Origin of the sequence: Acidiplasma sp. MBA-1, assembly GCF_000949015.1 — an archaeon.
Classification (GTDB): Archaea; Thermoplasmatota; Thermoplasmata; order Thermoplasmatales; family Thermoplasmataceae; genus Acidiplasma; species Acidiplasma aeolicum.
Map to the genome: position 1 here is coordinate 321,729 of NZ_JYHS01000001.1, position 13,357 is coordinate 335,085.

Here is a 13,357-nt window from a genome sequence, read left to right on the forward strand (position 1 = left end):
TAAAATTTTTTTAAATGCCCTTTCTAAAATCCCCAGAACTGATTTTCCCTGCGCTTAATTTTTATTATCTCATCAAGTGTTTCCTTTATATCATCTGAAAGTTCCTGATTTTTTAACTCCTTTGCAACACTCTCGGGTATGTCAACGTAAATTGGCCTATCCGGAAAAATGTGCCTGTTAAGTATAACGCCGTCTATTGCGCATGAAACCTCCATGCCGGCGTCCGCAAACTGCCTGTTAACATCGCCATCCCTGAGGCTTTTTATTGTGCCTGCATACTTATTATTTTCAGTTATTAATTTATCTCCAACCTTAACACGGCCAGATAGAACCCTAATACCAACAATTACAGGCTTTGCAGCCCTAAAAATGTAATCCGGCATAATGATAAACTTCGATGGTACAGGTCTGGCATTCTTTTTCTCCTCCTCCAGCTCATGTTTTTTGTCTGAAAGCCATTTGCTGGCCTCCTCAATTAATGAGTATATGACATCTCCTGTTATTACCTTAATATCAGATGATTCCATTGCCTCCCTTCCATCCGGTGATATACCGACATTAAAGCCTATGATTATCCTTTCAAGCGGGTCATTCAACGTTGATACGTTTATAATATCCTTTTTTGTGATGTCCCCTATTGATGCCTCCCTTATCTTTATGTTGTTCTGATCAAGCTCGTATGCGATGGCCTCAAGCGATCCAAGAGCCTCGGCCTTTATTGTAACACCATTTTCTGATACATTTATATTTGGCTTTGATTCCCTGGTGAGCTCCTCAAAGGCCTGTTCCGGGTTATCCAGAATTTTTATTATTGACGTGCCCGGTGTAACATCCAGCTTATCTGTAATAAGTATCCTGATTCCTGCAGCCGCGGAAACCTTGTCCTTTTCCATAATACCCTTATTACTGGAATTTACAAGAATGGCCTTCACCTTTGTTGTCTGCGGCCCGTTTGCAGTGTTCAGTGCAATGGTATCACCACGAGCAAGTGTACCCTGATATAATATTGTGTCAAGTGTTGTTCCAAGGGAACCCTCCTTTTTAACCTCTATAACAGTGCCACGCGTTGATTCATCACTAAATTTAATTTCATTTTCAAGGAATTTCTGTGCCAGACCGGTTAAAACCATTAATATATCCGCTATTCCTATATTTAATTTTGCGCTGACCGGCACAATGGCAAATGTTTTTGTAAAATCTGATATTCTATCATAGCGATCTGAGGAGATTCCATGGACATAAAGCTGGTTTATAATATTGTAAATGCGCTTATCAAGTTCTTCCCTGTATTCCGGCCTCTGTATTTTAAATACCTCATAAAATGATTTGTTTTTTGCAGAAATAAAATAGGGTATTAAATCTATTTTATTTGCTGCTATAATAAATGGTGTTTTAAATTTTTTAAGTATATCTATGGATTCTATGGTCTGGGGCATTAACCCCTCGTTTATATCTATGACAAGAATGGCTATATCCGCAAGTGCGCCTCCCCTTGCCCTCATATTTGAGAATGCGACATGCCCCGGTGTATCTATAAATAAAAGTCCGGGTATTTTTATTGAAACGTTCCTGAATGTATTCTTTACTATCTTTTCAAGAAGATTTTTATTTATATCTGTTGCACCTATCTTCTGGGTTATGCCACCGCTTTCCTTCTTTGCAACAGTTGTGCCCCTAATATCATCTAACAACGTTGTTTTGCCATGGTCAACATGACCAAGCACGCATACAATTGGCTCCCTCAAATTATTTTTTGCAGTTTCCATCTCTATTTTACCACAATTTCATTTTCATTAAAGAATATTGGGTACTCATGTTCATATGATTCCTTTGAATCTGAAGCATGCACTATATTTTCCTCTATGTTGAGTGAAAAGTCCCCGCGTATTGTGCCTGGAGCTGCCTTGGAACCATCAGTTGCACCGCATATATTCCTGCATGAAACTATTGCATTATCGCCCTCCCAAATCATTGCAACTATTGGCCCTGAGGTAAGGTATGAGACCAGGTCTGAAAAGAATGGTTTCAGGCTGTGCACACTGTAGTGCATCTCTGCCTGCTGTTTGGTAACTGTCATAAACTTCATTGCCAGCAGCCTGAGGCCTTTATCCTCAAATCTCGATATTATCCGGCCTATTATGTGGCGGGATACGCCATCTGGCTTTATAAGTATCAGTGTGCGTTCCACGCTCATGCCTTTCTCATCTCTTTAATTCTATGATACTCATTTGTCCATTTTGTGTTCCTTGCAGCCCTCTTTAAATCTATCATGTTTACCTTGCATTTCTTGGAACAAAAGTTAAGTATGGCACCATCCTTTCTCACGTATATCATGCCTGCTGCAGGTTCTATATCAGCACCGCAAAAAGTACATTTTCGATTTTCCATTAAAATCACCTAATTGATAGCCTTCTGGCCTCCCTTGCAGTTTCCCTCAGCATGAGTATATCACCAACCGCCACCGGGCCAAGCACATTTCTTGCTATGATTCTTCCCTGATCCTTGCCAGAAAGAACCCTGACCTTTACGGTTGTGGCCTCCCCGGTCATTCCGGTTCTGCCCATAATTTCAACAACCTCTGCTGGTGTAGCATCATCATCCATGCTGATCACTCTTCCTTATTTTCAGATTCTTTTGCCTCTTTGGGCTTTTTTTCTGATTTCTTTTCCTTCTTCTCTTCCTTTGCCTCGGGCTTCTCCTCTGCTTCCTTCTTATCCTCCTTCTTGCCCTCCCTGGCATTGTTTATATCGGAAATCAAGGTTTTATATGCCTCCTCGTTTTTCCCGTAATCCACAACTGCTACGGATGCGGCTGAGGCTATGCCGACCTTTACACCAAGGTCCGCCTTCTTTTTAACATATGTGTATGGCACCTTTCTTTCCTCGCATAATGTTGGAAGATAAAATACAACATCAGCAGGTGAAACGTCCTCGGCTATAACAACAAGCTTTGCCTCTCCCCTTTCTATTGCCTTTACAACCTCATTTGTGCCCTTTTTAATCTTTCCTGACCTGTATGAATTTTCAACAAAATCAAGAGACTCTTTTTCCAGCGATTCGGGAGCTTCAAATTTTACATATGTGTTTTCCATACTAATCCTCCTTCATTTTTTAGAACGTATTATAAACACCAATATAAATATTGCCCGTGCATAAACTGCACCTTTATTAAATTCGTTTCCATTAATGGCAAATAATATATTAAAAAAAAATATACATAATAATGGATGATGAAGAATTTGTTAAAAATACTGCAAGGCGTATTTTAAGCATTCCGGCAGTATCCCCGGAAAACGGTGGCAATGGTGAGTTAAAAAAGGCCGAGGAGATTTTGAATATACTGGATGAAATGGGATACAAAAATTATGAAAAATATTATGTGGATGATAATTTTGGAGTTACAAGGCCGAATTTTGTTATTAAAACCGGCAACTTTGAAAAAACGCTGTGGATAATAGTCCATATGGACACTGTCCCTGCAGGTGATGTAAAATTATGGGCGCATGATCCATATGATGTGCATATAGAAAATGGCAATATATATGCAAGGGGCGCTGAGGACAACGGCCAGGGATTGCTTACTGCACTTTTGCTCCTTAAAAAACTCGATTTAAACAAAATGAGGCTAAATCTTGGAATAGCATTTGTAAGCGATGAGGAAACAGGAAATACATACGGAATAAAATATTTGATTTCAAAAAATATTTTTAAACCGGATGATTTAATAGTTGTTCCTGACGCCGGCACAGAGGATGGAAATATAATAGAAACTGCAGAGAAGAGTGTTTTGTGGCTGAAATTTACTGTAAGGGGCAGGCAGGGACATGCCAGCATGCCACAGGAGGCATTGAATGCATTCCGCCTTTCATCAAAATTTATTACATTTTTTGATGACGAGCTCCATAAAACATTTTCAATAGAAAATAAAATGTTTATACCCAGTGTTTCCACCTTTGAACCAACGAAGCATGAAAAAAATATAGATAATATTAACACAATACCCGGCGAGGATATTTTCTACTATGATTGCCGTATCCTTCCGGGATACAATCTTGAGGAGGCAATAGAGAACATACAAAAAATGGTAACGGATTTTACTAAAAAAAATGGTGGTGAAATAGACATGGATGTCATTGAATCAGAACCATCACCATCATTTAACATGGAAAATTCTGAGATTGTCTTAAAACTTAAGGATGCCATTGAAAAAATCAAGGGTAAAAAGGCAATGACTGTTGGCATCGGCGGATCAACATTTGCAGCATTCTTAAGGGCCAGAAATATTCCTGCCGCAGTGTGGTCAACAACGGTTATTGAAAACGCTCATATGCCCAACGAATTTTGCCGTATCGATGATATAATTGGCGATGTAAAAATTTATGAATACATTTTATATAATTAAATTTCTTAAAAATAATAAAAAATTATTTTAAATTCAATTAAATTAAATAATTTTATTTTTATGCGAAAACTTATAAAAGAAATAGCCTTACTGCTATTATGCCTGATTATTATGTTGATGGAGAGGAGAAATTTGGATTATTAACAACGTCATTTTACTCAATTTTTGCATGGCGCCTTCTGAAAAAGCTGTATAATTTTGCAATTTATGAGTTTGAGGGATTATCACCGGAAACCATCCTTGATATAGGGGCCGGGCCGGGAAGGCTAACAGCCATGGTTGCGAAGAAATTTCCTGATGCACAGGTATATGCAATAGACCCATCAAAATACATGGTTGATGCGGAGCGTAAGCTTTTTAAAAAGGAAAATTTAAGGTGCACATGCGAGCAGGGAAGCAGCAGGGATATTCCATTTAATATAAATTTCGACCTAATATTTTCAAGTCTTTCATTCCACCACTGGAAGGACAGGGAGAAAAGCCTTGAATATATACTTGGCCGTTTAAATAAAGGTGGTGTGTTTATCATTATAGAGTATTATAATGAATATTATAAATCAAATCTATCGGCATATAAACGCCATTCTTTATCAAAAAAATACGCGGAATCACTTAATTACGATGGGTATGAAAAAACTATTGATGTAAGGGGTAATTTAATAGCACTAAAATTTAAAAAAATATGATAAATTATTCCATAAATAAAATCATTTTAAATTAAAAAATTGATTATTAATTCTGTGATGATCCAAGCCTATTTATTAATTCATCTACCTTTTTTTCTATATCTGCATCCATTTTTAATGTTTCCGGCCAGACCCTGTTATAATTCTCCTCCTTTGTTTTTCTTGTGGCATCTATGCCCATCTTTGAACCATAATTAAATATGCGTGCTGGATGATCCAGACTGTCAGTGGGCGTTCCCGGTATGATAAAGACATCACTTGAAGGATCTATTCTTGTTGTCATTGCCCACATTACCTGCTTCATATCATGCACGTCCACATCATCATCAACAACAACCACTATTTTTGTTAATGCCATCTGGCCTGTGCCCCAGATTGCGAACATAACCTTCTTGGCCTGACCTGGATAGCGTTTTTTAATGGAAACAACTATCATGTTGCTGACCACGGTCTCCTCAGGTATGTTCATATCAACTATTTCAGGAATCTGAATCTGAACAAGAGGCAAAAACATCCTCTCTATTGCCTTTCCTATTCTAACATCCTCATGCCATAGTTTGCCGACAATGGTTGTCATATATATTGGATTTTTCTTTTCGATTATCTTCTTAATATGAAAAACGGGAAACTGTTCCTCAAGAGAATAATAACCGGTGTGATCACCAAATGGGCCCTCGACCCTGGTCTCAGACGGGTCTATATAACCCTCAAGAACTATTTCGGAATTTCTAGGATATTCCAAATCAACTGTTTCTCCCTTTATTAGCTCAAGGGATTTTCTTGCCAGTAAGCCCCTGAATGAAAACTCATCAATGCCATTGGGCAGCGGTGCAATTGATGAAAAGAATGTAAGTGGGTCAGTGCCAATGACCACAGCGACATCCATTGTTTTTGATTCCTTCTTATACTCGCTAAAATGTTCTGCTCCACCCTTATGTATATGCCAGTGCATTCCTGTTGTTTCATTATCAAAAACCTGCATTCTATAGGTCCCCACGTTTCTCTGTCCCGTGACCGGATCCTTGGTAATAACCAGCGGCATTGTAATGTATTTTCCCCCGTCCATTGGCCAGTTCTTTGTAATTGGATACCTTCCAAGGTCAACCTTTTCAAGAACGTTAAATTCAGAGGATTTTCTCTGTTCAACCTTTGGCCTGATTCCACCCAGTTCCTTCATCATCTGAAGGCCCCTTGAAATCATGGATTCGGTATCATCCGGAATTCTAACCAGATTCTTCAATCTAAGGCCAACATTATATGGTTTGTCCCCAAGTATATTTTCTATTTTTTGATCTGTTGAAAAGAAATTACCTGCCACAGGTATGTCTGAATTTTTTACGTTCTCAAAAAGCATCGTCCTCTTTTTTCCTATCCTTTCCTCCTCGCTTAATATGTATGTAAGTTCAAGATCAGGGTCAACCTCATCTGTTACATGCACCAGATCATTGTTTTTCTCTTGGAATTTTAAATAATCCCTTAAATCACTGAATACCATAAATATATAATGTTAAAATTAAATATAACCTTATGCCAGTGATTAAGATGATGATTTTTATTAACCATTCTAACAAAAACCCTTGGTAATTATTATCTCTTTGATGCTTAAACTTCCTGGATATAAGCCAATACCATCGAGCCATACTTCTTATTTGGCTTTACAGTATGTCCTATTTTTTATCCATTGCATATCCATATAATGTTTTTTGATATAATTAAAAGATTAATTGCCTCATTTGTTCCTATGATTAATATTCTAATATTAATATATAAATATATTATTTTTAATAACTATACAATGGACTTTCAGCCATATAAATTAAAATCTAAATGAATATCTGCGCGGCCTTATAACCTCATAATAAAAGTCCATAAAAGCCAAAATGATAGCAAATATGCCAGCTATTATAATTGCAATTCCAGCGAGAATCATAAGAATCTCCACCGGTATGGATATACCATGTGGAATAATCATGGTATATGCCGAGATTAAATAGGAGCCACCAGTTATCATGCCAACACCAAATATTAGAATTCCAAGCTCAACACCTGTGCTTCTGAGAAAGTCATTTAAGAGGCTGTTATCCTTAAAAAGAAATGCAAGAACGTAAAATATCTCAAAAATTATAAACGCCTGGGCCCAGAGAGATGAATTAAAATAAAGTGGCATGATAGAGGAGTAGAATCCAAGAGGAAAAGTTTCTATGGAAATGTATATTAGCACTGTTGCAACTATTATTATAACCCTTGAAATTATCTCATCCTTTTTAAAATAATAATATAACACTGCAAGGATGGTTCCAACTATGCCGGTGATTCCGCCTGCAATGCCAATCTTTAATGAGGCATCCATAAATATCTGGGATATAAAAAACACAAAGAACATAATGACAGAAAAAAATATGAGCTTGTCACTTATTTCGAATTTATTTAGCCTAAAAAACATAATGTTATTTATTATATAAAAAAGATATCCCAGAATTATCAACAGAATACCTGCCTTAAAAATTGCATTGTAAGGTTCAAATATATAATAGATAGCATATATAAAACCTGATAATATTACCAAGAATACTGAAATAAGTATAAGGAATTTAGACATCGACATAAGCCTGTTCATCGTTTCATTATCGTAAAAATTTCTGTTATAAAGGTATTTTTTTAACATTAACTGTAAATGTAAATTATATTATATAATCTCATCTTTTTTTATCACACTGTATCTGCCAGTTAACCAGACTGTTAATAGGATTGATCAGGGCATTTCCCTTTTCCGTCAGTTTATAAACAATATTTACCGGATTAATGTTTTTTATGTCCTTTTGTATTATCCCATGGGCCAGTAGTTTTTTTAAAGAATCGGAAAGTGCCTTGGGGGTTATGCCATTAATATTTTTTAATAGTTCATTGAAATGAAATTCACCTGTCTTGAGCATATTTACTATTATTAGGTCCCATTTGCCATTTATTTGATTTATCAGTTCCTGAAACCTTTTATCGGATTCCAAAAATTACACCTCCCTTTCCTGATATCTTAAAATTGTTCCATTACAGTTTATATCCATAGAACCGTAATAAGTCTTTCCCGCACTGGAATATGAAATTTTTAGACTCCATTTTTTCAATCCTGTATAATAAAAAATTTCATTGATCTTTATATCGTCTGCATTGACCATTTTTGCGATTGCACTGGAAATTAATTTTTTAGTTTCCTCAATATTATTTATATTCAGTTCATAGGTCATGGTCTAAAAATATAAAATTGGTTATTTATTTTTTCCATTGGGCATCAAAAATAGTTTATTAGTAAATATTTTATTACACAATATTTATATACTCCTTGATAATCATGTATCTCTATCTGGCGTATTAAATAAAAATTTGGTGTGATGACTATGAATAATGTTAATTATAATAAAAAATATGCCAATTTCGTTTTAATTTTACTTGCAATGATTATCATGGCGGTGATGTACGTTGAGGGCATGCTTACACCTTCACTGCCAAGTATTGCAGAGGGATTTCATATATCTGTGGATCAGGTAAGCCTTGTTCTTTCAACATATCTCCTAACGGGTGTGGCCCTAAGCCCTGTTATTGGGAAACTGGCCGATCTCTGGGGTAAGAAAAAGATGATGTCGGTTGTCATGATTTTATATGCAGGTGCCGTATCTGTTACAGGTTTTTCCCCGAATTTTACATTTATGGTAATATCCAGGGCAGTTCAGGGTATTGGACTAACAATCATGCCACTTGGCATGGCACTGGTGAGGGAGCAGTTTCCACGGGAACTGGTACCCAAGGCCCAGGCATTAATAAGCGGTATGTTTGGTGCCGGTTTTGCGATAAGCCTGCCGCTTGGATCATTAATATCAAATTATTTTGGATGGAGGATGACATACCATACTGCAATACCATTCATCGTTGCACTGGCAATTCTGACAATATATAAGGTTCATGAATCAGATTACAGAAGACCAGAGGTTAAGGTTGATTATATCGGTGCAGCACTTCTCGGTGTCCCACTTGCACTGATAGTTCTTTCAATGTCAGAGGGTTCATCATGGGGATGGAATTCTGCCCTGTTTCTGAGCATGATTATAACAGGTGTAATCCTTTTCATACCCATGTTTATATACGAAAAACATTACTATAATAGGGGTGGGGAGGCCATATTTGACATGAAGTTATTATCTGAAAGAAATGTGCTTACCGCAAATATTGCACTCTCAGTTTCAGGAATGGGCATGTATTTATCCATGCAGTCTCTTTCATACAAATTTGAAACACCAAAGCCCTTTGGGTTTGGGCTATCAATACTTGGAACAGGGCTTTCACTGGTATCATTTGCAATAGGCATGATCGTATTTTCTGTAATCACTGGAAGGATTATATCAAAGTCAGGAATAAAGCCCCTGGCTGTTGCCGGTTCTCTTATCACAGCATTAGGATTTTACTTATTATCAACATCACCTGATTTTATAATGACAATAATTTATGAATTTATTATAGGCTCAGGAATGTCAATAATGAACGCCTCAATAATCAATCTACTTGTGCTGTCTGTTAATCCCAAGGATATGGGGCTCGCAACATCAATGAACAGCACATTCAGATATATAGGCAGCAGTATTGGTGCACCCGTGGCTGGCACAATATTATCACTTTATACTGTTGCTTTTGCAATAAGAACATCCACAGGATTGACAGTTTTTTCATTCCCAGATAAATTTGCATACCACATTGCCTTTATAATAGGTGCGCTGTCATTTCTGGCATCAGCTTTCATAGTCCTTATGGCACATGAGGTTCTCGGCCATCGCACATCCACAGGAGTTAAAAAATCTGAAGAATCAATAAATAATAATGCAACAAATGAACTCACAAAACTATAATTTTAAAAAATCATTAAATATATTTGATTTTAAAAAAATTATTATATGTTTATAATCTATATCTTATTTATATGAAAAATATAAATCTTACAAATAAGGTTGCACTGATAACCGGGGCAAGTGGTGGCATAGGAAGATCCATAGCCATGGCACTTGCAGATGCCGGTGCGTCTGTGGCTGTACATTATTCAAGCAATCTCCAAAATGCACTGGACGTTGTTAATGCCATAAAATCAAATGGTGGCAATGCAAAAGAATTTAATGCCGATGTTTCAAGCCCTGAAAGCGTCGAGAAACTATTCAATGATGTTGATTCAACCTTTGGAAGGCTTGACATCCTTGTTAATTCTGCTGGCATTGACGGTGTAAGGCAGAATATAGGAGATGACGATATTAACAGCTGGCAGAAGGTTATAAATATTAATCTGCTTGGACCATATTACTGCATGAGGCAGGCATTAAAAAGAATGCAAAAAAATAATGGTGGTGTGATCATTAACATAACATCGGACCATGTTGTAATACCATGGTCAGGTTACAGTGCCTATTGCAGCTCAAAGGCTGGCCTTGACATGCTAACAAAAACAGCCGCACAGGAAAATGCTGATAAGGGAATTAGAATAGTCTCTATTGCACCCGGCGCCATTAAAACAAATATAAACAAATCAGTATGGCAGAATCCTGAAACACTTAAGGACCTTAATGGTAAGATAGCAATGGGGTATGCCGGAAGTGCCGATGATGTGGCCAATGCTGTTTTATATCTGGCAAGCGATATGGCATCATATGTTACAGGCATAACATTGACTGTTGATGGCGGAATGCTGATTTATCCAGATTTCAGACATGATGGATAAATATTATTTTTATCCATTTAAAAAAATTAATGTTTTATAATTCTATGTTTTTTTGTGATATATCGAAAATTATCAGGATATAAAAAGCAGGTATCTGTCCTGGGCATTGGTACATGGAAAATGAAGGGCCACAGAAAGGATGCGGTAAATGCCATAAAATATGCAATAGACCATGGAATAAATTTTATAGACACTGCGGAGATGTATGAAACTGAAGATATTGTTGCAGAGGCAATTAAAGATTACAACCGTGATGATATTTTTATTGCCACAAAGATATGGCCTGATCATTTCCATTACAACGATGTAATAAATGCATGCAATGAAAGCCTTGCAAGACTTAAAACAGATCATATAGATTTATATCAGCTTCATTGGCCAAACCATAGCATAGATATAGAAGAAACAATGTCGGCAATGGAAAAATTAAAGGATGATGGAAAAATTGATCTTATTGGTGTTTCCAATTTTAACGCCACTGAATGCCAGGAGGCATCATATGCAATGAAAAGGTATGCAATATCAACAAACCAGCTTAAATATAATGTTTTATCTAAGGAAATTGAATTTGATGGGACCTATGATTACTGCATGCGCCATGATATTTCAATAATAGCATACAGCCCACTAAATAAAGGATTATTATTTAATGATAGAAAAACATTAAAATTTTTGGAGGAAATTTCCATTAAATATGCTGCAACACCTGCACAGATTGCCCTTGCATGGCTTTTATACCATAATAATGTTATGGCAATACCAAAATCCATTAATATTGAACACCTTCAGGAAAATATTAATGCTGTGGATATAAAACTTAAAGCTGAGGATTATCTGGGCATTTCAAAGCTTATTTGAATGAACAATTTACGCCGGGAAATTATAAAACTTTTATTTAAACTTTTTTTCTAGTGATATATATTATCACTGTATCAAGTATATAAATGGATATTTATTAAGATTTGATATTTATACTATATTTTATTTTTGAATGGGAATAAAATAAACGTTTAAATAAGGAAAAAAATTAAAAGCATATGGAAACTCAAAATTTGCCTGATAGTGATCCGATCTTAAATGAAATGAACAGTAAGATCACAACAAAATTCTACTGGGCAGTTACTGTGCTGGCAACAATAGGTGGGTTCCTGTTTGGTTATGATACATCCAATATAGGGACAGATCTGGGATTTATACCATTTGCCAAACACCTTGCCACAACTGCACCATTTGTTTACGGATACTTAATAGCAGGCGCATCACTTGGTGCCGCCGTTGGAGCATTAATAGCAGCAGCACTTACCGACAAATATGGCAGGAAATTCCTGCTTATTACGGATGCCGCCATTTATACAATTGGTGCACTTCTTTCTGCGGCTGCTGTTAACCTTGCAATGCTGCTTATTTCAAGAACCTTCATAGGGCTTGCAGTTGGTGCTGATTCGGCAATAGCAACTGCCTATATAGTTGAATATGCACCAAAGCGCCGCAGGGGCCATCTCTCATTAATGCAGCAGTGGATGATTACATGGGGAATACTTGGTGCCTATCTTGTTGGTATGGGTGTATTTTTCATTGCACCAGGCCTTGCATACGCCGTTGACTGGAGAATTCTTTTAGGTGTTGCTGCCATACCATCTATTATAGGCCTTATTTTTAGATTCTACATGCCAGAATCACCAAGATGGTTAATACTTCATGAAAAATACGATAAGGCAATTTCGGCCCTTAAAAGGTTTAATATAAACGCAACAGAGGATCAGCTAACAAAGACCCATGGCGTTCTCCAGAGCATGGAAACTAAAATGAGGGCAACACCAGGAATAAAAAGGGCATTCGTGGTCGTTGGCCTGTTCATGATGTTCCAGCAAATAACAGGAATAAATGTTCCATTCTATTACGGCCCAACTGTTATAGCAAAATTAAATATCTTTGGATCTGCAGGTGGATCATACCTTTCAAAGGCAGTATTTGGAATAGAGGCATCATCAATTCTGGCAGTAATAAATGTACTGGCCACCCTTATAGGATTTAAGCTTATTGATTCATATGGCAGAAGGTCCCTTGCACTGCTAGGTTATTCCGGAATGGCACTGTTCGATTTTATTGGTACGGTACTATATCTGGATCATATTGCTGTTGGCCTTTTAATAGGATTTGCGGGATTTATAATTTTCTTTGCCTTTGCCGTGGGAGGTACCGGCTGGCTGCTTCAGGGAGAATATTTCCCAACACAGTACAGGGGTTTATATGCATCCCTAATAGCTGTTGTTGACTGGATATCAAATTTTGCCATAATAGAAATATTCCCTGCAATGAACCTGCATATAGGCCTTGGATATACAATGGCAGTCTTCGGGGTTCTTTCTGTAATAGCCGTAATTATATTCTTCTTTATTATGCCTGAAACAAAGGGCATATCTGTTGAGGAGGTCACAGAAATGTTTGAAAACAATACACTATTAAATGTAAAGAACGCATCCGGCACAAGGGAATCCACAGGGTCTGGGGATAAATAATT

The 13,357-nt window shown here is 36.9% G+C and carries 15 protein-coding genes; 6 read left to right on the plus strand and 9 right to left on the minus strand.

What is annotated here, in order from left to right; translation table 11 throughout:
• Positions 1–23: 23 nt before the first annotated feature.
• The 5 genes from infB to rpl7ae are packed head-to-tail and all read right to left on the minus strand — an operon-like array spanning position 24 to position 3,091.
• Positions 24–1,766, minus strand: a complete 1,743-nt coding sequence (infB, locus tag TZ01_RS01645; RefSeq protein WP_048101056.1) for a translation initiation factor IF-2 — start codon at positions 1,764–1,766, stop codon at positions 24–26.
• A gap of 2 nt (positions 1,767–1,768) precedes the next feature.
• On the minus strand, positions 1,769–2,194 hold the full coding sequence (gene ndk, locus TZ01_RS01650; protein WP_048101057.1) for a nucleoside-diphosphate kinase: 426 nt from the start codon (positions 2,192–2,194) through the stop codon (positions 1,769–1,771).
• Positions 2,191–2,388, minus strand: a complete 198-nt coding sequence (locus tag TZ01_RS01655) for a 50S ribosomal protein L24e (protein WP_048101058.1) — start codon at positions 2,386–2,388, stop codon at positions 2,191–2,193. The genes ndk and TZ01_RS01655 overlap by 4 nt, the downstream gene beginning before the upstream one ends.
• 5 nt (positions 2,389–2,393) lie before the next feature.
• Positions 2,394–2,603 carry a 30S ribosomal protein S28e gene (locus TZ01_RS01660; protein ID WP_048101059.1) on the minus strand — a complete coding sequence of 70 codons (210 nt, stop codon included), beginning with the start codon at positions 2,601–2,603 and terminating at the stop codon, positions 2,394–2,396.
• Positions 2,604–2,608: 5 nt separating this feature from the next.
• The gene (rpl7ae, locus tag TZ01_RS01665; protein ID WP_048101060.1) at positions 2,609–3,091 is read right to left on the minus strand and encodes a 50S ribosomal protein L7Ae; all 483 of its coding nucleotides are present in this window, start codon (positions 3,089–3,091) and stop codon (positions 2,609–2,611) included.
• Positions 3,092–3,222: 131 nt separating this feature from the next.
• On the opposite strand from rpl7ae, the gene TZ01_RS01670 reads away from it, so the two are divergent.
• Together TZ01_RS01670 and TZ01_RS01675 are read left to right on the plus strand one after the other, a co-directional pair.
• The gene (locus tag TZ01_RS01670) at positions 3,223–4,401 is read left to right on the plus strand and encodes a M20 family metallo-hydrolase (protein ID WP_048101061.1); all 1,179 of its coding nucleotides are present in this window, start codon (positions 3,223–3,225) and stop codon (positions 4,399–4,401) included.
• Between the two features lie 98 nt (positions 4,402–4,499).
• A complete protein-coding gene (locus TZ01_RS01675) occupies positions 4,500–5,087 on the plus strand; it encodes a trans-aconitate 2-methyltransferase (RefSeq protein ID WP_048101062.1) in 588 nt (195 codons plus the stop codon).
• 46 nt (positions 5,088–5,133) lie between these two features.
• On the opposite strand, the gene TZ01_RS01680 is transcribed toward TZ01_RS01675, so the two are convergent.
• The 4 genes from TZ01_RS01680 to TZ01_RS01695 form a co-directional block, all read right to left on the minus strand.
• Positions 5,134–6,582 carry a menaquinone biosynthesis decarboxylase gene (locus TZ01_RS01680; RefSeq protein ID WP_048101063.1) on the minus strand — a complete coding sequence of 483 codons (1,449 nt, stop codon included), beginning with the start codon at positions 6,580–6,582 and terminating at the stop codon, positions 5,134–5,136.
• A gap of 321 nt (positions 6,583–6,903) precedes the next feature.
• Complete coding sequence (locus TZ01_RS01685; protein ID WP_048101064.1) at positions 6,904–7,752, minus strand: hypothetical protein; 849 nt, start codon at positions 7,750–7,752, stop codon at positions 6,904–6,906.
• A gap of 31 nt (positions 7,753–7,783) precedes the next feature.
• Complete coding sequence (locus tag TZ01_RS01690; protein ID WP_048101065.1) at positions 7,784–8,092, minus strand: helix-turn-helix domain-containing protein; 309 nt, start codon at positions 8,090–8,092, stop codon at positions 7,784–7,786.
• 3 nt (positions 8,093–8,095) lie between these two features.
• Positions 8,096–8,329: a hypothetical protein gene (locus tag TZ01_RS01695; protein ID WP_048101066.1), complete on the minus strand. Its 234-nt coding sequence runs from the start codon at positions 8,327–8,329 to the stop codon at positions 8,096–8,098.
• A gap of 150 nt (positions 8,330–8,479) precedes the next feature.
• On the opposite strand from TZ01_RS01695, the gene TZ01_RS01700 reads away from it, so the two are divergent.
• The 4 genes from TZ01_RS01700 to TZ01_RS01715 all read left to right on the plus strand — a co-directional run bounded on the left by TZ01_RS01700 (position 8,480) and on the right by TZ01_RS01715 (position 13,355).
• Positions 8,480–9,979 (plus strand): MFS transporter, encoded by a 1,500-nt coding sequence (locus TZ01_RS01700; protein ID WP_048101067.1) that lies wholly within the window; start codon positions 8,480–8,482, stop codon positions 9,977–9,979.
• Positions 9,980–10,050: 71 nt separating this feature from the next.
• Positions 10,051–10,836 (plus strand): glucose 1-dehydrogenase, encoded by a 786-nt coding sequence (locus TZ01_RS01705; protein WP_048101068.1) that lies wholly within the window; start codon positions 10,051–10,053, stop codon positions 10,834–10,836.
• 54 nt (positions 10,837–10,890) lie between these two features.
• On the plus strand, positions 10,891–11,694 hold the full coding sequence (locus tag TZ01_RS01710; protein WP_048101069.1) for an aldo/keto reductase: 804 nt from the start codon (positions 10,891–10,893) through the stop codon (positions 11,692–11,694).
• 179 nt (positions 11,695–11,873) lie between these two features.
• Complete coding sequence (locus tag TZ01_RS01715; protein WP_082180417.1) at positions 11,874–13,355, plus strand: sugar porter family MFS transporter; 1,482 nt, start codon at positions 11,874–11,876, stop codon at positions 13,353–13,355.
• Positions 13,356–13,357: the final 2 nt, after the last annotated feature.